The following is a 20,446-nucleotide window of genomic DNA, read 5'->3' on the forward strand; positions in this document are numbered from 1 at the left end:
ATGGATGCCATCACCGTGGGCGTCGGCGTGCTCATCGCCGCCTGCCTGCTCGTCGTCACCGCCGTGCTGTTCGTCGTCTCCCGGCTGTTCCGCAAGGTGGAGCAGGGCAAGGCGCTGATCGTCTCCAAAGTGCGCAAGGTCGATGTGACCTTCACCGGTCAGGTGGTCCTGCCGGTGCTGCACAAGGCCGAGGTGATGGACATCTCGGTGAAGACGATCGAGATCACCCGGGCCGGCAAGGAGGGGCTGATCTGCCGGGACAACATCCGCGCGGACATCCGGATCTCGTTCTTCGTGAAGGTGAACAAGACCGTCGAGGACGTCATCAAGGTCGCCCAGGCCGTCGGCACCGTGCGGGCGAGCGATCAGAGGACGTTGCAGGAGCTGTTCCACGCGAAGTTCTCCGAGGCGCTGAAGACCGTCGGCAAGCAGATGGACTTCACCGACCTCTACACCAAGCGTGAGGAACTGCGATACCAGATCATCGAGTTGATTGGCGTCGACCTCAACGGCTACCACCTGGAGGACGCGGCGATCGACTACCTGGAGCAGACACCGCTCACTCAGCTGGACCCGGCCAACGTCCTGGACGCTCAGGGCATCCGGAAGATCACCGAGCTGACGGCCGTGGAGCATGTGCGCACCAATGAGGCGCAGCGCACGGAGGAGAAGGAGATCACCCGGCAGAACGTCGACGCTCGCGAGGCCATTTTGGAGCTGGAGCGCCGGCAGGCCGACGCCGAGATCAAGCAGCGGCGGGAGATCGACACCGTGCGGGCCAGGGAAGAGGCCGAGACGGCGCGGGTGATGGAGGAAGAGCGCCTGCGGGCGCAGTCCGCTTTCCTCAGGACCGAGGAGCAGCTCGGCATCCAGCGGGAGAACCAGGCCCGCGAGGTCGCCGTCGCGCAGAAGAACCGCGAGCGGGTCATCGCGATCGAGAACGAGCGCATCGAGAAGGACCGCCTCCTCGAGGTCATCGCGAGGGAGCGGGAGACCCAGCTGACGCAGATCGCCGCCTCGAAGGAGGTCGAGGGCGAGAAGCGGGAGATCGCCGAGGTCATCCGGGAAAGGGTCGCGGTCGACCGTACGGTCGCCGAGCAGGAGGAGGCCATCAAGAAGCTGCGGGCCGTGGAGGAGGCCGAGCGTGGCCGGCAGACCGTGATCATCGCCGCCGAGGCGGAGGCGCAGGAGAAGCTGGTCAAGGACATCAAGGCTGCCGAAGCCGCCGAGCAGGCCGCTGTCCACCGCGCCGCCGAGGAGCTCACTTTGGCCGAGGCGCGGCTGAAGAGTGCCAACCTCGACGCGCAGGCCAGGCTGCGCGTCGCCGAAGGCGTCCAGGCCGAGACGGCTGCCGAGGGCCTCGCGGCCGTCCAGGTCCGTGACAAGGAGGCCGAGGTCATCGAGAAGGCCGGCCGCGCGGAGGCCGAGGCGGCCCAGGCGCGGATGCGGGCCGAGGCGGAGGGCGTCCGGGCGAAGGCTCTCGCCGAGGCCGAGGGCATCGGCGAGAAGCTGAAGGCGGAGGCGGCCGGCCTGACGGAGAAGGCGGCGGCGATGGCCGCGCTCGACGAGGCGTCTCGCGGGCACGAGGAGTACCGGCTGCGGCTCCAGGCGGAGAAGGAGGTCCGGCTCGCCGGACTGGACATGCAGAAGCACGTCGCCGAGGCGCAGGCCACCGTCCTCGCCACCGGCCTGGAGAACGCCGACATCAACATCGTCGGTGGGGAGTCGGTCTTCTTCGACCGGCTGGTCTCCTCGATCGCGCTCGGCAAGAGCGTCGACGGGTTCGTCCAGCACTCCGAGACGGCTCAGGCTCTCGCGGGGCCCTGGCTGGACGGTTCGTCGAACTTCACCGACGACCTCACCCGCGTCCTCGCCTCGGTCTCCACGGCGGACGTGCAGAACCTGACCGTCTCCGCGCTGCTGATGAAGCTGATGAAGACGGGGGGAGCCGACTCCGGCGCTCTGGAGCAGCTGCTCAGCAGGGCCGGCGAACTGGGTGTCGCCGACACCTCGCTTGCGGCCCTGAACGGCAGCGCCAGGGTCTGACAGGCCGCGGTCCGGAGCTGCCGCACAGGGGACGGCAGCTCCGGACCGCTCTTTCGACGTTCTGAGAGGGACTCCATGACCACCGGCCTGGACACCGGCACGTACGAGGTGCTGCGCGACCGCCTCACCGCGCAGGCCGCCGAGCTCGCCCGCCGCGCCGAGGAGCTGAACGCCCGCCGCACGGAAGAGTTCGGCTCCACGCGGCTCGAACTCGCCGGCACCGAGAGGCTGCGCACCGCGCGCGCCTGCGTGCCCCGGGACATCGTGGCCGTCGGCGGCGTCCTGCTCTTCGGCCACAATGTCTTCCTCGGCCGGGGGCCGGAGAAGACCGTCGGCGACGTCTTCGCGCTGCACGACCGTGACCTGAACCGGCTGCCGGACGACGCCGTGCCAGGCCTGCTCGACGACCCGGCCTTCGTCCGCGAGTTCGCCGCCCTCTACCGCTACTACCGTCAGGCCCACCTCCTTCAGCTCCGCCGCGTCGACGGCAGACTGCTGGCCGTCTTCCGGACCGGTGAGAAGGCCGGGGACATCCGCGTCCTGCGCTGGGCCGTGACCGACGACGGCCAGGTGTCCTTCCTCGACGCGCGCGGCGAGCGCGATCACGTCTTCCCGCCCTCCCACGACTTCGCGTGGACGCGGACCTCCCGTGAGGACCACGTCCTCGGCCGCCATCCTCACGTCTCCATCGAGGGCGAGGTCTTCGTCGCCACCGTCGGCGGCACCCTCACCGTCAGGGTCGAGAACAACACGGAGACCGGCGAGGGCGTCTACACGGAACCCGTGGACGAGCCGCTGCAGTCCCTCGCTGACGCGGACATCGCGTACGCACGCGTGGGGGCCCTGATCCTGCTGCGGATCCGCCCCTACAAGGAGGACGCCGACCGCCACCTGGTGTTCAACACCCTCACCAGGACGGTCGTCCGTCTCGACGGGATCGGGCAGGCGTGCCGTCGGCTGCCCGACGACCAGGGAATCGTCTTGCCCGGCGGCTACTGCCTGGCCACGGGCGCGTACAAGACCTTCGATGCGGTCGTCACCGAGGGCCTGGAGTTCGAGCGCGCGGTCCGCTCACCCAACGGCGAGGACGTGCTGTTCGCCTTCCACGCGCGGGTGGAGGGCCGCAGCCTGCTGCTGCCGTACAACGTGATCCGCAAGGAGGTCGCCGCCCCGCTCTCCTGCCAGGGCTGGGCGCTGTTCGACGACGGCGCGCTCGTCGTGCTGCGCGCGGACAGCGACGAACCGCAGCACATCCATCCCGTCCAGCTGTGGAACTCGCCGTTCGTCTCCGACACCCACGCCGCAGCCCGGCCAGCGGGCACCGGTCCGCTCGCCCGCGTCGGCAACGCCGACCTCGTGCGCGCCATCTCCGACTGCCTGTCCATCACCCGCGCCGTCACCGAGACCACCGAGACGAGCGAGGTGTACGAAGCACTGACCGCCGCCTGCGTCCGGGCGGCCGACTCCCACCACTGGCTGGGCGAGCCCGGACTCGGCGATCTGCACGAGCCGCTCACACAGGTGCGGACAACTGCCGAGCAGGTGCTGGCCGAGTTCGAAACTGTCCAGGCACTCACCCGGCAGGCCGCAGACGCGCTGACGGAGGCCGCGGAGCGGGCCGCCGTCGTCGTACGGCGTCTGCGCGGCGAGGCCCCGCGCAGCGCCGCCGCCTGGGTCACCGGTCTGACCGAACTCCGGCACGCCCAAGGCCACCTGCTCACCCTCAAGGACATGCGGTACGCCGACACCGCGCGCATCGACGAACTCTCCTCCGACGTGGAGGCTGACCTGGCCGCCTTCGGGCAGCGGGCCGTAGCTCACCTCGCGCGCGGGGACGCCTTCGCCGACCATCAGTCCGACGTCGAGCAGCTCGTCACCGACGCCGAGGCGATCACCACCGTCGCCGAAGCCGCATCCGTCGCCGCCCGCCTTGACGAACTCGCCGACGGACTGCGCACCGTCACCGAGGTCGTCACCGGCCTCGACATCGCCGGCGCGACCGTCCGCACGTCCATCCTGGAACAGATCGCCGAGGTCCTCGGCGGGGTCAATCGCGCCCGCGCCCTTCTCGACAGCCGCCGTCGCGCACTCCTGGACCGGGAAGGACGGTCAGAGTTCGCGGCCGAGTTCGCCCTGCTGGGCCAGGCGGTCACCGGCGCGCTCGCCGCCGCGGACAGCCCCGAGGCGTGCGACGAGCAACTCGCCCGCTTGCTCGTCCAGCTGGAGAACCTGGAGTCCCGGTTCGCCGAGTTCGACGACTTCCTCGTGGACCTCGCCGACAAGCGCGACGAGGTCCACGAGACCTTCTCCGCCCGTAAACAGACCCTCGCCGACGCCCGCGCCCGCCACGCCGAACGCCTCGCCGACTCGGCGGTCCGCGTCCTGCGGACCATCACCCGCCGCGCCGCCACACTCGCCGACACGGACGCCGTCACCACGTACTTCACCTCCGATCCCATGGTCGCCAAGGTCCGCCGCGTCGCCGACGAACTGCGCGAACTCGGCGACCAGGTCAAGGCGGAGGAACTCGACAGCTGCCTCAAAGCCGCCCGGCAGGAAGCCCTCCGTTCCCTGCGCGACCGCACCGACCTCTACACCGACGACGGCCGCACCCTCCGCCTCGGCACCCACCGCTTCGCGGTCAACACCCAGTCCCTCGACCTCACCCTCGTCCCGCACGGTGACACCCTCGCCTTCGCCCTCACCGGCACCGACTACCGCTCACCGGTCACGGACCCCGACTTCACCGCCACCCGCCCATACTGGGACCGCCCGCTGCCCTCGGAGTCACCCGAGGTCTACCGCGCCGAACACCTCGCCGCCCGGCTGCTGAACGAACACGGCCCGGCGGTCCTGGAGGAGGCAGACCTGCCCGACCTCGTACGGCAGGCCGCGGAGACCGCCTACGACGAGGGATACGAGCGGGGTGTCCATGACCACGACGCGGCCCTGATCCTGACCACGCTCCTGCGCTTGTACGCGGACGCGGGCCCCCTTCGCCACGCACCGGCGGCGCGTGCCGCCGCCCAGATGTTCTGGGCTCACGGCACGACCGACGAGGCCCGGCAGGACTGGCAGCGGCGCGCGGTCTCACTGGCTCGCGCCCGGGACACGTTCGGCCTGACGCCGGCGATCGACGACCTGCGGCAGGAGCTGGCGGAGGCGATCGGCACGGAAGCGGCGGCCGCCTACCTCTTCGAGGAGCTGACGAGCGGCCCCGACGGCTTCGTCGTCAGCGGGAGTGCGCGCGCCCTGCTGGAGAAGTTCCGCCGCACGGTGGGCTCCTCGGCCTACGACGACGACCTCACCGCACTCGGCGGATTGGCCGCACGCAAGCAGCTCGTCGAGGCGTGGCTGTCCTCCTACACCGCCTCGACCGGCACGGACACCACCCCCGGCGACCTGGCCGAGGTGGTTGCCGCAGAACTCTGCCCCGACCTGGCCCGCTACGGCTCCGACGCGCAGATGATCAAGACGGTCCGCGGGCTGCTCGGCGTCCACCCGCGCATCACCGCCGGTTCCCTGCCCGTCCGTATCGACGAGTTCCTCGCCCGCACCCACGCGTTCCGCACACACGACGTCCCCGGCCACCGCGCCTACCAGCGCCGCCGCACGGAGCTCGTGGCCGCCGAACACACCCGGCTCCACCTGGACGAGTACCGGCCGCGGATCATGTCCTCGTTCGTGCGCAGCAGGCTCATCGACGAGGTCTACCTTCCGCTGATCGGCGACAGCCTCGCCAAGCAGCTGGGCACCACCGGTGAGTCCAAGCGCACCGACACCGGCGGCCTGCTGCTGCTCGTCTCCCCGCCCGGCTACGGCAAGACGACCCTCATGGAGTACGTCGCCGACCGCCTCGGCCTGATCCTGGTCAAGGTCAACGGCCCCGCCCTCGGCCACACGGTCACCTCCCTCGACCCGGCCGAAGCCCCGAACGCCACCGCCCGCCAGGAAGTGGAGAAGATCAACTTCGCGCTGGCGGCCGGCAACAACACCCTCCTCTACCTGGACGACATCCAGCACACCTCGCCCGAACTGCTGCAGAAGTTCATCCCGCTGTGCGACGCCACCCGCCGCATCGAGGGCGTCCGCGACGGCGAGCCACGCACCTACGACCTACGAGGCAAGCGCTTCGCCGTCTGCATGGCCGGCAACCCCTACACCGAGTCCGGCGCCCGATTCCGCGTCCCCGACATGCTCGCCAACCGCGCCGACGTCTGGAACCTCGGCGACGTCCTGACAGGCAAGCAGGACGCCTTCGGGCTCAGCTTCATCGAGAACGCCCTGACCGCGAACCCGGTCCTGGCCCCGCTCGCCGGCCGCGAGCGCGCCGACCTCGACCTGCTGGTCCGGCTCGCCCAGGGCGACACCACGGCCCGCGCCGACCGTCTCACCCACCCCTACGCGCCCGCCGAACTGCAGCGCATCCTGGCCGTGCTGCGCCATCTGCTCACGGCCCGCGACACCGTGATGGCGGTGAACAGCGCCTACATCGCCTCGGCGGCCCAGTCCGACGCCACACGCACCGAACCGCCCTTCCAGCTCCAGGGCTCGTACCGCAACATGAACAAGATCGTCCAGCGCATCCAGCCGGTCATGAACGACGCCGAACTGTCCGCGCTGATCGATGACCACTACAGGGCCGAGGCCCAGGCCCTCACCACCGGCGCCGAGGCCAACCTGCTGAAGCTGGCCGAGCTGCGCCACTCACTGACCGCCCAGCAGACGCTGCGCTGGGACGAGCTGAAGGCGACGTACGTCCGCGTGCAGAGTCTCGGCGACCCGGACGGCGCCCCGCTCGACCGGGCGATCGCAGCCCTCGGCCTGCTCGCCGACCGGTTGGCGGCCGTCGAGACGGCGATCAACCAAGCCGCAGACCCGCGCCGTCCGACGGCCGACACCACGGCCCGGCACGCCGCCCGGGCGGCCCGGGGTGAGGGGAAGGTATGACATGGAGCGTCCCCTTCTCGCACTGCCCGGCGCGGGTATGGCCCGCCGTTAGGCGGGCACAGGCATGCGCCTTCTCATGGCGCTGTTCGTGCTGGCCTTCGATGTAGGCGGCTGCGTGGGCACGCGAGGTGGGGGCGGTGCCGGGGATGGTGCGTGCCCGCGTTCCCGCCTGCCCGCCTGCCCGTCGTTCGACGAGCCTCGCCACGCGGATCGTGCCCGGCATGCGCTCCGGCGGCCTGACCTGCCGCGCCATGGCGTCATGCGAGTGCCAGGTGTCTGGAATCGACCACTCACATGAAGAACTTGGTGCTATCGTAATTAGCACTATGCTCCTGAGACTGGATACCGCGAGCAACTCCCCCCTGCACGAGCAGGTCGCCGGAGCGATCCGACGCGCCATCGCCGAAGGGGAGTGCGAGCCGGGCGACCGGCTCCCCCCGGCCCGGGACCTGTCCCGGGCGCTGGACGTGAACGTCAACACGGTCCTGCGCGGACTGCGGGCGCTGCGCGACGAGGGCGTGCTCGAGTTCCGGCGGGGGCGGGGCGTGACGGTGGCCGACGGGGCCGACCGGCGCTCCGCGCTGTTGGACCGCGTGCGCGGTCTGGTGGCCGACGCGGCGCACCTGGGCTACAGCAAGAGCGACGTCATCGAGATGATCAGGGAGATTCCGTGACCGACCGTGGACGCAGGAGCACATCTGCGTGGGGGACCGTCGGCTGGTGTGTGGGTGTACTGGTGTTATTGGTGGCGTTGCCTCCGGTTGCGAGCAGTCGACTGCCCGAACGGCTCGCGACGCACTGGAACGCCGGCTCGGGCAGCCCCGACGGTTCCATGCCGCTGTGGGCCGCGGCGCTCTTTCCTGCGCTCGTCTGGGCGGTGCTGACCGCCGTCGTCGCGCTGGTTCTGCGCCGGACGGGGACCGGTGGCGGCGCGGTACCGGGATGGGCTCTTGCCGGCCTCGGGTTCGGTGGCGTGATACTGCTCGGCGGGCAGGCCTCGATCGTGCGGGCCAACCTCGACCACGCGGACTGGCATGACGCCGACTCGGTGACGAGCTGGGTCGTGGGCACTCTCGTCGTTGCGGCCACTGTCGGCGCGATCGGTTTCCTGGCCGCGCAGCGGCCGGCGCAGGCGCCGCCGGCGACGGACGGTCCGGCACTGGATCTGCCCGCCGGACAGCGGCTCGTGTGGCTCGCGCGTACGTCGAATTCCTGGCTGCAGGCGGTCTCCGCCGTGACGGGGCTGATCGCGATCGCGGTTGTGGTGGGTGCGCTGGCGGGTCTGGCGGACCCTCCGGTCGCGCTGGCCGCCACGCCGTTCGCGCTCGCCTGCGTGCTGGTCCTGGCCTGCTCCTCGGTTCAGGCGCGCGTGACGGAACGCGGCTTGGATGTGACCTTCGGCCCCCTGGGCTGGCCCGGTCGTCACTGGCCTCTCGAGGACATCGAGTCGGCCCGCACCGAGAACCGCACGCCCGCTCAGGTCGGCGGCTGGGGATACCGGCTGAGCGGCCTGGGAACCACGGTGATGCTCCGCGGCGGCGAGTGCCTGGTCATCCGCACGGCCAAGGGCAAGGATTTCGCCGTGAGCGTGGACGACGCCGAACACGCGGCCGCTCTTTTGAACTCCTTGAGTGCACAGCACACAAGGTGAGGAAAGGTCCCGGCCGGCGACACCCCCGCACCGGCCGGGACCGAAGTCAAATAAATAAACAAGCCACCGAAAAATATGCGCCACGAAACTCCCCGAAACACGGCGATGTGACCCCCGCCACAGTTGATCGACATTCCGATCGAGGCATGTGAAGATCTTCATCGCCAAGCCGGGGGGTAGGCGTGTGTGCTGACCACGCACCGTTTCACCCTCGGTAATTCATCGATTCGAGGGGAAACGAATTGAACATCAAACAGCGGGGGATCCTGGCGGTGGCCGGCGTCACGGCCGCGGCCCTGTGCGTGACCGTCGCGCCGTCGGCGATGGCGGACACCTCCGGCGTCTCCGCACGGCCGGCGGCCGCCGCGTCCGCGGTGTCGGCGAAGACCGACGGCGAGAACGTCTTTCGCGGCCTGTTCTTCGCACAGGGTCAGGTGGGTCATGACCTCGCCGACCTGGACCTGTTCTCGCAGGCCCGCCAGCACCTCGACAACGAGGACCTGGACGAGGTCCGTGCCTCGAACGCCGTCATCGAGCTGATCAACAAGCGCTCGGCGAGCTTCTTCGCCGACTTCAGCGCACGGGCCCGCAGCGGCGACCCTCGCCAGGTCGAGGCCGCCGTCGCCGACGCCCAGCACATGCTGCTGTCCGTCGCACAGAACAAGTCTGCGACCCCGGTGGAGAACGGCCAGCTCTGCGGCGTGACCGTGGCGGTCGGCGCGGCGCTCGTGCACGTCGTGGCTGCGATCACCGCAGCCGGCGCCGTCGTCACGGTCACCGTGGCCGTCGGCGCCAACTTCGTGAAGGGCAAGAACTGGTTCTGGAGCTCCCAGCCCACCACGGGTGACGGCACGCCGCTGTCGAAGGACGAGGCGGTCGCCCAGGTCACTCGGGCGCTCAAGGCCGCCTGACATTGCTCGTGGGGGCGGGGAGGCTGCAGACTCCCCGCCCTCTGGGCCCGTCCTTTCGGCGTCACAGCGGCAGGGAAACCGACTCGCATGAAAAAAGAACTCCGTAAATTTTGCCTCGCATTCACACGGACCGCAGACGCAGCCGTCTCCGTCTCAATGAAGTCGGTGATCGTCGTCTGCGCCGTCTGGGCGGTCCTCATCGCGTACGTGGTCCAGGAACAGCTGCCGAAGAACGTCATCACACTGCCCGGCCAAACAAAGGCCCGGCATACCGTGGCGAATATGGCCCCCCAGGGCTGGGCCTTCTTCACCAAATCACCGAGGGACGCCGAAATAGTCCCCTATGAAAAGAGGGCGAGCGGCTGGAAGTCGGCTTCCCTGACGCCGCACTCCTCCCCGCACAATGCCTTCGGCCTCGACCGACGTTCACGCGCTCAGGGAGTGGAGATCGCACTGCTGCTCTCCGCCGCCCAAAAGGGCGACTGGCATGACTGCACGAGCAGCCGCTCGCAGTGCCTCGGCGGCTACGGCGCACCCGGACGGCACATCGACAACCGCTCCCCCAGACCCACGCTGTGCGGAACCGTCGGCCTGCTCCAGGAGAAGCCGACGCCGTGGGCGTGGCGCGACCTCTTGCCCGAAGCACACTCCCCCGAGCGGGTCATGGTGCTGGAGGTGACGTGTTGAAGCGCTCGCGCACCGTCCCCCTTCCCTGGGCCGCGGGATACGGCCTGGCCCGCACCCTCCTCGCTCTCGGCACCCTGGGCACCCTGGTCTTCAGCGACGCGACAACCCTCTTCCGCGAGGTCGCGACCGTCGGCCGGTACCCCCTGTGTCAGGGCGTCAACTCGGCTGGCGCCTTCTGCCAGGTGTCCGAGGACCACTACGACGCCATGCGCTGGGCGTGCTGCCTCGTCCTGGTGGTCGCAGCGAGCGGCTGGCGTCCCCGCTTCACCGCGATCCCCCATGCCTACGTGGCGTTCAGCGTCTTCACCGGAATCGCCATCCCCGACGGCGGCGACCAGATCACCTGGATCCTCACCCTGCTGATCGTCGCAGTGGCCCTCGGCGACCCCCGCCGCTGGCACTGGCAGCCTGCCCCGCCGCCCGACAGCCCCCCGTCGAATCGCCGCAACCGGTGGGCACTGCTGGGCGTCAGCGCCCTGACCGTCGCGCGCATCCAGATGTCGGTTCTCTACTTCCAGTCCTGCGTGGCCAAGCTCCCCCACGCCGAATGGGCCGACGGCAGCGCCCTGTACTACTGGATCAACAACTACGATTTCGGCGCCCCGTACTGGCTACGCCCCACGCTCGAGTCCGTGGTCGACCACCCCGTAGGCGTCGCCGCGATGACCTGGGGCCCCCTCATCCTCGAACTCGCTCTGGCCGCCGCCCTCCTCATGCCACAAAGAGCGCGCTGGATGCTGCTGCCGGCGGGCGTCTCCTTCCACCTGTGCATCGCAGCCGTGATGGGCCTGTGGAGCTTCGCCCTGGCCATGTGCGCCGGCCTGCTCCTGCTCCTGACACCTCTCGGGCACGACCCCGACTTCACACGCATGCTGCGCCGAACTCCCCGCCCGTCGGCCGTCCCTGCGGAAAAGAAGGATCCGGTCGAAGCACCTGTCATGGCCGGCACCCAGCCCTGACACCACGACCGGGGGCTTCTGGCACACCACTGATCACACCAGGACGCGAAAGGTGAGAGACCGACAGATGCCGTTCAGCGGCGGCCCCACCGGTTCACCGGCGGGGCCGCCGCTGAACAGCTGCCGTCTCGTTGGCCGAGGAGGAGCATCGCGACACCGAGCGATGCCGCGCACAGCCTCCACACGCGACGCCAGACGAAGCGCCGCCGAACGGCTCCCAGCACGGCCGGCAGGCTGATGTGGCGTCCCGCCAACGGGTCACCGTGCGGCGGCATGACGGCGTCCTCTCACGTGCCCCACCAGAGTGAGCACGCTTACGGAGGCGATCGCCGCATCCCCGTGGCCAGCGCGTCCGCTCCGTACGGGCCCAGCTCCGGCCGCAGGACATCAACGATCTCGACAGCCCGTTTCAACTCCCACGAGACCGGCCCCGGCCGCTGCCGGCCAGGAGCAGCGGCGCACCCAGAGCCACTGCACAAGCCCGGCGCCGACGAGGGACCCAACGGACAGTTCAGGCTCGTCAAGGGCTGCGGTCGCGCCGTATCCCAGGCCGCTGACCGCCCAGCACGCCGCAGCCGCCAGCGCAGCCTCACTGCATGACAAGGGCGGCCGAAATCCCGGCGCGGGATGAGTGGTGACGCGGCTGTCCGAGGGCCACGCCCGCATCCAGGGCGGGGGCGCCGACCTCGCAGCCCTCGGTCACGCCGGGCTCGACGTCCCCCCGGCGCCGAGCAGCTCGTGCAGGAGGTGCGAGGCCGTGATCACGCCGAGCAGGTGTGTTCCGGCCTTGTCCTTCGTCGCCACCGCCACCAGAGGGCTGCGCACCCGCGCCATCAGCGCGGCCACCTCCAGCGCGGTGTCGTCGGGGTCGGCGATCGGGGGCGGGTCGGCCTTGCTGGAGAGGCAGTCGCCGACGCGTCGGCCTGCCAAGGCCTGACACAGCCGGTCGGCGTGCTTCTCGTCGATGACGGCGGCGAGAGCGGGGTCCTCGATGACGTAGGCGGGCACCAGGATCTTGATCATCTGGGAGGCGGGAAGGATCGCCTTCGGCTCCCCCCGTTCGTCCACCACGAGCAGGGCCGGCAGCCTGTGCTCGGCCATCAGCCGGGCCGCCTCCATGGCATCGCTGTCGACGCTCACCGTCTCGTACTCGGCCGCCAGGTCACGCGCGCGCATGGCGGGCTCCTCGTCTGCTGGAAAGTTTTCTTCACTCACCGTCTTACGTCATCGGCGAGCGGGCCAGGTCATTGATGCGAAAGATACGCGGCGGCACCGGTGGAACCACCGCATGAGGGAGAACAAGCCCCAGCCGGTCCGTGGCGACGTAATCAGGACCGATCGCCGATGCTCTGGCCGTTGACCTGTGGACGCACGGCGCTGCGGCGGAAGCGGTCACCGAGCTGCGAGCCGGCGATGAGCCCTGCCGCGAACAGCAACAGACCGGCCTCCACCACGGGCAGGAGGAACATCGCGTCCTTGCCGACCAGCCCGCCCCACCGTCCCAGCGGGACGACCAGCCCGCCGACCCACATCACCAGCATGGCGACACCCCGGACTCGGATGCCCCAGGGCGTCGTACGACTGCGGACCCGCCTGGGCGCCCAGCCCCGCAACGAGGCGATCGACAGGGGCAGCACGAAGGCCGACCAGCCGATCAGCCATGCCCACAGGAACATTTCCCACACTCCTTCTCCGAGACGGCCGAGCGGCCGCAAGGCGTTCGCCGCAGCTCGTCGGCCATCAGGGGACGCAGCGTCCGTCCTTGAAGCCAAGGCGGTTCGCAGCCGCCCGGGCTCACTGCACTGCCGTACCAGCGTCAGCCGGTGATCTCGATCTTGCCGTTGGCTTCGGCCGATGCCGCGGCCTCGGGCTGCGCACCGCCGGCCCGCTTGGTCATACCATTCAGCAGCTCGGCGAGGTCGACTCCGGTGGTGGAGCTGAGGAGCTCCATACCCTGGGCGACGTTGTCGGCGACCGTTCGGGAGAGCTGGGAAGCGCCGTCGGTGGAGATGACCGTCATCTTGTCGATGGCACTGAGCGGCTCGGATGCCTTGGCGACGACCTGGGGCAGGACCTCGACGAGCATCTGCAGGACGGCTGCGTCGCCGTACCGGGCGAAGGCGTCGGCCTTCTTCTGCATCGCTTCGGCCTCGGCGGCGCCCTTCGCGCCGATGGCGGCGGCCTCGGCCTCGCCCTCGATGCGTACGGCGTCGGCGAGCGCGGCGCGGTGTGCTTTCTCGCCCTCACCGGTCAGCCGGGAGCGCTGGGCGTCGGCTTCGGCCTGCTTGACCAGGGCGATGCGGCGGGCCTCGGCCTCCTGCTCGGCCTGGTAGCGGGCGGCGTCAGCGGGCTTGCGGACCTTGGTGTCCAGCTCGCGGTCGGTCAGCGCGGCCTGCCGCTGGGCGACCTTCTCCTGCTCTGCGAGGACCTCCTGCGATCGTGCGGCTTCGGCCAGCGGGCCGGCGGCAGCGGCGCGGGCAGCGGCCTCGTCGGTCTCGGCTTTGATCTCCGCCTGCTTCAGCGCGAAGGTGCGCTGGGCTATCGCGATCTCCTCCTCGGCCTTCAGCCGGGCCTGCTCGGCGGCCCGCCGGGCGACGGCCTCGGCGATGTCGGCCTCCTGCTTGGCGCGGGCGGCCTCCGGCCGGCCGAGGTCCTCCAGGTAGGAGCCCTCGGTGCTGATGTCCTGGATCTGGAAGGCGTCAAGGACCAGGCCCTGCCCCGACAGACTGGCCTCCGCCTCCTCGGCGACCTGGCCGGCGAACGCGGCTCGGTCGCGGATGATGTCCTCCACCGACATCCGGCCGACGATGGCACGCAGTGCACCGGAGAGCACTTCCTGGGTGAAGCCGACGATGCCGTCCTGCTGCATCAAAAATCGCTGGGCAGCGGCGCGGATGGAATCCTCGCTGCCGCCGACCTTGACGATGGCGACACCCTCCAGGTGGGCCTTGACACCGCGCAGGGTGACCGCGCCGCGCACCGCCACCGGGATGTGCCGCGAGGACAGGTCGAGGGTGAACTTCTGCTGCACGAACGGCACGACGAACACCCCGCCGCCGACCACGACCTTCTGCCCGCTGTTGTCGGTGAACACCCGGCCGGTCTCCGGATCGGTGGACTGCTTGCCGCGCCGCCCGGTAACGATGAACGCCTCACTGGGACCGGCCACCTTGTAGCGGGTGACGACGACCAGCGCGAGCAGGACGAGGAGTACGACGACTCCTATGACGGCGACAGCGACTGAACTCATGGTGTTATCCCCTCAGCCCTCCCAGGGGACGGCAGATCGATACGGGTTCGTGTGCGGAAGCGGGCAACGCCCGCGGTGCGACGACAACGGTGGTGGTGCGGTGCGGTCAGCGCACGGGTCGTACGGACACCGCTGTCTGGGACAGCGTCCCCTCCACCCAGACCTCGGCCCCTTGGGCCACCGGTGCGGGACTCTTCGCGGAGAGTTTCACCGGCTGCCCGGCGAGATGGACCAGCACCTCGCCGTAGCCGTCGGCCGGAATCGCCGTCACCACGGACCCCGGCGCGCCGATCAGATCCTCGTCGCGTGGAGCCGCACCGGAGTCGTCGCGCAGGAGCATCCGGCTGAGGCGGTATGCGAGCCAGCCAGTGACGAGCCCGGCCGGCACGCCGATCGCGGTCGCACCGACGGCGCCCACTCCCGTGGCACCCATAGCGATCGCACCGGAGAAGCCGAGCATGGAGACGAATCCGGCGATGACCGGCAGCGACAGCAGCCCGTCGAAGAGACCGTCCAGCACGCCGACGCCGTCGAAGAGGCGTTCGAGGACGCCGTCGAAGACGAGGGACAGCACGAGGAGCACCACTCCGACGATGCCGAGACCCAGAAACCAGCCCATCCGACCGCACCGCCTCTCCCCTGTGTCACGTGCCGGTGGATGCATGCTCACACGTCGGGGGTAGTCCTGGCATTGCCTGTCCCCGGCAATCTTTACGCGCTATTGATGCCGGACTCTGCACCGCCGACACCTTCACGAGCGGGCTGAACGACGCCAGGCTCGGTGACGGTTTTCGGGGACTGGTCGCCAAAGAGCGAAGTAGGCTGCCACAAGCTCACGGCGGCTGCGCCTCGCCTGCCTTACTTCAAGAATCAAGTAAGTTTCACCAGACCCACACAAGGGCCGAGGTGTCTGCGTTATGCTCCGCCTGGCCTCGTCGCCCCCCGTCGGCGAGGCCGATCCGGCTTCCTGCCCGCGGCCTTCTCGCCGGGCGGAGCCGTCCCCCGCCCCGCCGCCCTTCTCCGGGCGGCGGGGCGCCGTGTGGTCTTGACTGGTCCGGCTGCCGACCGCGGCTCTTCGCACGGTTGCCGGTCAGAGTTGCGGCGCGGAGCCCATCTCCGCGCTGAAGACCACCGGTTCGCTGTCGAACCCCCGAACCATCTCGCGGAACTCCCACGTTCCGGAGGCGTCCTTGATGAACTCCGCGACGGTCCCGGCGGTGGATCCGGCGATCTGCGTGAAGTCGTCCTTCAGCAGTTCCGTGTACCCCTCGACCACCAGCACTCCGGCGTTGGACAGGTCGCCGAAAGCCTTGGAGCCGGTGTTCTGGTGGATCGCCACCCCCACGACCACCCGTGCGAAGGAAGGGGCGAGGCGGTCGAGTTCCAGAGTCATCGCTTCGACGTAGCCGAAGCCCTGACCGGTTTGGCTGTGCCGGCTCATGTTGATGGTGCCGTCCGGTGAGCGGCTGTCGAAGTGGACGACGTACACCGGCCGCCCGTAGGGGGCGTCCTCCGAGTAGGTCGCGGCGATGATGTCGAGATGATGAGGCGGCTGATCAAAGGGACTCGGGTCCCACTTGAGCCGCACCTCGACCTTCCCCAGCCCCTTACTGCCGCTGCTCACCGGTTTGCTTCCTCTCCCGCTGTCACGCCACCACGGGATGGTCCCCGCATGTTCAAGTATGTCTCGAAGTAACCCTGTTGAAGCCTGCGCGGGGGCAGGCTGCTCGCTGATTCGATGCGCTGTCTGGGGCCTTGTCGGCGGACTTGCCGCACAGATCGGCCTGGGCCTACCCGTCTCGACGTTCTGGGGTGCCAGGTTCCGATCCGCCGCCTACGCGTGGTCGGCGTGGGCGCGGGAGACCCGCGCAGATCCACGGCTCGTTGACAGCGAAGATCCTGGGCGGGCGGACGGTGCCGAGGCCGCCAACGGCCTGCCGGAACACCTCGGAGCACTGAACCGGGCGACGCACGGCCGTCTGGAAGATCAGCGCAGGGGACCTCGCGGGAAGCCGAGCGGGACGGTTGTTTCCCCACCGTCAACCGTGAAGGGGCCGGGGTCAGCCGTGGCCCGGCATCGTGCCGCACGCGACGGCACGTCAGGGCTGCGGGGACGACAGGGCCCAGGACGAGGTGAATGCCGTGGCGCCGATGAGGGCGAATGACACGGTGGCGACGAGGCTGCCGTTGGTCAGTACGAGGCCCGGGACCGTGGCGATGACAGCGCCCAGGACGGCGGCGTGAGCGCCCGGCCGCCACCAGGGCTGCGCGGACGGAGGCTCAGTGCCGTCCAGGATGAAGGAGTCACGCAGATCGGCACGGACGCCATCGCGGTCACCGAGGAGTAGGTGGCGCGGAGGGCGCCGGTGCAGGCGCCCCAGCGGCACCAGCCGTGTGCCGTCGGGCAGCTCCGCAACCACGGCAGCGCGGCCTCGGATTCCGGGATGCGCGCTCACCATGAGGGGTTCGGCCGACCCTTGGCCGAGGACGGCATGCCACATGACCCGTTGCCAGGCGACCGGCAGGCCGGGCTGGTCGGTCTCGGCCAGGACGAGCCAGGTGGTGTCCGACAACCACCCTGCGGCACCTATGCGTTCGCCGCATCGCACGGTGGCGCTCATGGGGCGCCCCGGCCGTCGTGCCGTCCAACAAAAGCGCAGGCCGCGCCGCGCCCAGACTCCGCACACAGCCGCCGCCGCGACACCGGCGAGACCGACCGGGACGAGCAGGTCGTCCTCGGTCGCGGTCTCATCCGGGTCAGCCGGGAAGCCACGAGGACGGGTCCGGCGGGGGTCGTAGGCGATGGGGAAGGAGCGGCCCTTCGTGTAGCGGTGGGTGTCGTAGATGCCGAAGCGCTGCACGTGCTCGTGGCCGGCCTGGTCGGTCCACCGCACGCGGATGTCCTCCTCGTCGCCGATGTCGTCCTCGATGACCCGGCCGACGGCACGCGCCGTGGCCCGGTCGCGGGCGCTGTCGTACCGGTGGGCGTGCACGCCCAGCCAGGTGGTGAGCAGGGCGAACCCCGTCAGCGTGCCGACCACGCCCAGGAGGGCGACGCGCAGGGCGGGACCAGGGCGTCTCATAGCAGAACCTCTTGTGTGCCGATGGTTTCCAGGAGGGCTCGCACGGGCTCTGGGTCTGAGCTGTCCACGGCGACGGCAAGCAACTCGTGGACATCGAGCACGCGCCCGTCCTGCGCGGTGAACACGGTGCTCATCCACGGGCTGGCGTAATCCCAGCCTGCCCCTCGCAGCAGGGCGACCAGGGCTGTGCCCATGGCTGCGACCAGCACGTCGCGAGCGGCAGGGGGGCGCTCGGCGGCAGGCACCCACCGCAGAGCGGGCTCGAGCCGACGGGCCAGACGGGGCCACCTGCCGTCGCGAACAGCTTCGAGCGCGGCGGACAGTGCCTGGACGGGCGTCTCGCAGCGGGTTGCGGTCAACAGCGCGAGCTCGTCCCCGCCATCGAGCCGGACGTGGAGTTGGCCCATGTCGCGATCGAGCAGGCGCACTGGCTCCGGTGGCTCGTACCGGTGCCCGCGGCGCGGTGGGCGCTTGGTGCCCCGGGGGACTTTGTCCTTCGTACCGCCGTGACCGCCCGGACCATCCAGGCCGGCCAGCTGGCGAACGCACCACTGCTCGATCGCCGCCGCCGCGTGGAGCGTGAGCGGTTCGTTCTCCCAGGAGCGGGAGCCCTCCGCGGGCGGCAGGGCGGCCACCCGCTGACCGAGAGGCGGGTGACCGGCCGCGTGGTACGGGTCGAGGGCCTCCTGCTCGGCCACGACGCCGGCGGAGCGGCGCCGGACGAACGGGTCCCGCAGCACGGCGTCGAACGCGTCGTAGAAGTCCTCCGGATACGTATGCTCCTCGGCCAGTTCCGCTAGCCACCTCTCACCGATCCCGTCGAACGTGGCGACGGAGGCGTGCAGCAGTTCCAGGGCCTCGGTGGTGTTGTCGGAACCCGCGACGCGGGCGGCGTCGGCGTCGGCGGCCAACTCCGCCTGCCAGACTCGCTGCTGGGAGGCCCGCAGCAGCGGTCTGGCCAGCGGCGTGAGCGGACGGAAGCGGCCCTGGCCTTCCAGGCGCTGGGCGAGCGCGCAGCGGGCATCCAGCAACCATGACGCGCGCCGATTGTTGATGTGTTGGCGATGTGCGAGCTCATGCCCGATCACGGCTGCCAGCTGTCCCACGGTCAGGGACCGCAGCAGAGGCAGGCCCAGCAGCAGAACGTAACTGCGTGCGCCGGACACCTTCGCCCGCCCCATTGCCGCTTCCGGATCCGGCGTGATCCTCACCAGCAGGTGCTCCCGGAAGCCGACCTGCTCGGCCACCGCCCTGACCACAGCGGCCAGTTCCGGCTCCTCACCGGGCTGCACAGCCCTGCCCGGCAACGCCTCCCGGTCACCGTAGCGCCGCAGGACGCCCATCATCACCCACATCAGCGGCGGCAGGATCGCCTGTGGCAGATGCCAGACAAACGCCACGGCGAGAAACGCCAGGGCAAGGCAGACCAGAGGCAGCCAGGCGACCGCGAACATCGCCATGATGAGCAGCCACTCACGCACCGCGGAAGGCCTGTCCGAACCGTGGACTATCAGGGTGTCCACCACTTTCCTGTCTCTCCGCAAGGGGCGGCTGGATCTTCGCAGCTGACCGGGCCTGTCGCCCTTGGGCCATGACACGGATACGACAGCCCGACGCCGCGCACACATTGCTCTCACGTACTTGTTGGCTGACGCATGTCGCTGGCTTGTGTCAGCGGGGCGGATCGGGTGGTCGCGCGTGACGGCCGGCCCGTCGCGATTCAAGCCGTCGCATCAAGCCGCAGACGGCCCCGCTGAGTACCGCCCACAACACGACGACTCCCCATGGGCCGGTCCAGGTGCCGAACACACCTGCCGGGATGGCGCACAGCGCGGAGCCCAGCGCCTGCTTGCCGCGCAGGACCAAGAACCCCGGAAGGCCCTGGGCGGCGTACGTAGGGGCCCGGGCGAGCACGATGCCCCCGGCGAGGGCGGCGAAGAGTCCGCCGGAAAGCAGGGCCACGGCCACGGAGGCCGCGATCAGCGGTTCGCCCTCGGGGGTGTCGGCGGACCGCTGGGTCAGGTCGTCCTTGCTCACCGCGGTCGCGTAGTCACGCCACACGGTCACCGTCACCATGTCTCCGGCCTTCAGGCGTTCGAGCAGCGGTTCGCTGCTGCCCATGTCGAGTTCGTCCGGTACTGGGCGGGGGCCGGCGAGCTTGAGCGTGTGCTCGGAGTCCTTGGCCCGGTCCCGGATCACCGTGCCGCGCACGGTGGCCTGTACTTCCCGCAGGCAGTCGGCGACGACCGTCCCGGAGCAGGGGCGGGCGGTGTGAAAGGCCTGCTCGTCGTCCATCAGGTCGGGCACGGTGGCCAGGCCGATACCGGCGGCGAGCACCATGGTGATGCCCAGCAGCGCGGCACCGGCTCCCCAGGCGCGGTGGCAGAGGGCACGTCGGCGCAGACTGCGTGGTGTGCGGGTGAGGACGTGGCGGTCGTGTACCACGTCAGGTACTCCGCAGCCGGGAGCAGACGGTGAAGACGACCAGGGCCACGAGCAGTCCCGCCTCGGTGGCGAGGGTATCGGCGGGCAACCGGTCCAGCGACGGCCGCAGGGCGTCGGCGACGAGGAACGCCACGGCAGTTCCGGCCAGCGCCGCGACGGCGCCCGGTCCCCAGAGGCCGTGACGCAGCCAGAACCAGCGGGCCAGGACCATCACCACCGGTGCGGACACCGGCAGCTGATCCTCGCCCAGCAGGGCCAGGACGGCGTAGGCCAGTCCGCACAGGACAGAGCACCCGATCGCTCTCCATGCCGTATCGCTCCATGCAACCGGAGCAGGGCGTACTTCATTCACCGCCTGTGCCTTTCGTGCTGAGTGCCATGGTCATTGAGTCACAGCCCTTTCTGTGGGGGTTATGCCACTCAGCGGCATGATCTGGGGCGGCCCGACTGCCGGACTACGGCAG

At 70.0% G+C, this 20,446-nt stretch carries 16 protein-coding genes; 7 read left to right on the forward strand and 9 right to left on the reverse strand.

Annotated elements, in window-relative coordinates; translation table 11 throughout:
* From QF032_RS16325 to QF032_RS16355, 7 genes are all read left to right on the forward strand, one after another.
* Positions 1-2,046, forward strand: a complete 2,046-nt coding sequence (locus QF032_RS16325; protein WP_307056315.1) for a flotillin family protein — start codon at positions 1-3, stop codon at positions 2,044-2,046.
* A 75-nt stretch (positions 2,047-2,121) separates the two neighbouring features.
* On the forward strand, positions 2,122-6,996 hold the full coding sequence (locus tag QF032_RS16330) for a DNA repair ATPase (protein ID WP_307056316.1): 4,875 nt from the start codon (positions 2,122-2,124) through the stop codon (positions 6,994-6,996).
* Between the two features lie 326 nt (positions 6,997-7,322).
* Positions 7,323-7,670 carry a GntR family transcriptional regulator gene (locus tag QF032_RS16335; RefSeq protein WP_307056317.1) on the forward strand — a complete coding sequence of 116 codons (348 nt, stop codon included), beginning with the start codon at positions 7,323-7,325 and terminating at the stop codon, positions 7,668-7,670.
* A 50-nt stretch (positions 7,671-7,720) separates the two neighbouring features.
* Positions 7,721-8,647: a DUF1648 domain-containing protein gene (locus QF032_RS16340; RefSeq protein WP_307056318.1), complete on the forward strand. Its 927-nt coding sequence runs from the start codon at positions 7,721-7,723 to the stop codon at positions 8,645-8,647.
* A 242-nt stretch (positions 8,648-8,889) separates the two neighbouring features.
* Entirely contained in the window at positions 8,890-9,558 is a 669-nt protein-coding gene (locus QF032_RS16345; RefSeq protein WP_307056319.1) for a hypothetical protein, read from the forward strand.
* A gap of 87 nt (positions 9,559-9,645) precedes the next feature.
* Positions 9,646-10,245, forward strand: a complete 600-nt coding sequence (locus QF032_RS16350) for an SdpA family antimicrobial peptide system protein (protein WP_307056320.1) — start codon at positions 9,646-9,648, stop codon at positions 10,243-10,245.
* Complete coding sequence (locus QF032_RS16355) at positions 10,239-11,204, forward strand: sporulation-delaying protein SdpB family protein (RefSeq protein WP_307056321.1); 966 nt, start codon at positions 10,239-10,241, stop codon at positions 11,202-11,204. The genes QF032_RS16350 and QF032_RS16355 overlap by 7 nt, the downstream gene beginning before the upstream one ends.
* A 699-nt stretch (positions 11,205-11,903) precedes the next feature.
* Here the strand turns inward: QF032_RS16355 and QF032_RS16360 are convergent.
* The 9 genes from QF032_RS16360 to QF032_RS16400 all read right to left on the reverse strand — a co-directional run bounded on the left by QF032_RS16360 (position 11,904) and on the right by QF032_RS16400 (position 20,334).
* Complete coding sequence (locus QF032_RS16360; RefSeq protein ID WP_307056322.1) at positions 11,904-12,380, reverse strand: CBS domain-containing protein; 477 nt, start codon at positions 12,378-12,380, stop codon at positions 11,904-11,906.
* A gap of 152 nt (positions 12,381-12,532) precedes the next feature.
* Complete coding sequence (locus QF032_RS16365; protein ID WP_307056323.1) at positions 12,533-12,880, reverse strand: hypothetical protein; 348 nt, start codon at positions 12,878-12,880, stop codon at positions 12,533-12,535.
* 140 nt (positions 12,881-13,020) lie between these two features.
* Entirely contained in the window at positions 13,021-14,454 is a 1,434-nt protein-coding gene (locus tag QF032_RS16370; RefSeq protein WP_307056324.1) for a flotillin family protein, read from the reverse strand.
* 106 nt (positions 14,455-14,560) lie between these two features.
* On the reverse strand, positions 14,561-15,073 hold the full coding sequence (locus tag QF032_RS16375) for a hypothetical protein (protein WP_307056325.1): 513 nt from the start codon (positions 15,071-15,073) through the stop codon (positions 14,561-14,563).
* 471 nt (positions 15,074-15,544) lie between these two features.
* Complete coding sequence (locus tag QF032_RS16380; RefSeq protein ID WP_307056326.1) at positions 15,545-16,078, reverse strand: TerD family protein; 534 nt, start codon at positions 16,076-16,078, stop codon at positions 15,545-15,547.
* A gap of 475 nt (positions 16,079-16,553) precedes the next feature.
* Positions 16,554-17,537, reverse strand: coding sequence for a hypothetical protein (locus QF032_RS16385; RefSeq protein ID WP_307056327.1), 984 nt, complete (start codon positions 17,535-17,537; stop codon positions 16,554-16,556).
* Positions 17,534-19,060 (reverse strand): M48 family metalloprotease, encoded by a 1,527-nt coding sequence (locus QF032_RS16390; RefSeq protein WP_307056328.1) that lies wholly within the window; start codon positions 19,058-19,060, stop codon positions 17,534-17,536. The genes QF032_RS16385 and QF032_RS16390 overlap by 4 nt, the downstream gene beginning before the upstream one ends.
* Before the next feature lie 148 nt (positions 19,061-19,208).
* Positions 19,209-19,982, reverse strand: coding sequence for a hypothetical protein (locus tag QF032_RS16395; RefSeq protein WP_307056329.1), 774 nt, complete (start codon positions 19,980-19,982; stop codon positions 19,209-19,211).
* Position 19,983: 1 nt separating this feature from the next.
* Positions 19,984-20,334 (reverse strand): hypothetical protein, encoded by a 351-nt coding sequence (locus QF032_RS16400; RefSeq protein ID WP_307056330.1) that lies wholly within the window; start codon positions 20,332-20,334, stop codon positions 19,984-19,986.
* Positions 20,335-20,446: the final 112 nt, after the last annotated feature.

This window comes from Streptomyces achromogenes (genome assembly GCF_030816715.1).
GTDB lineage: Bacteria > Actinomycetota > Actinomycetes > Streptomycetales > Streptomycetaceae > Streptomyces > Streptomyces achromogenes_A.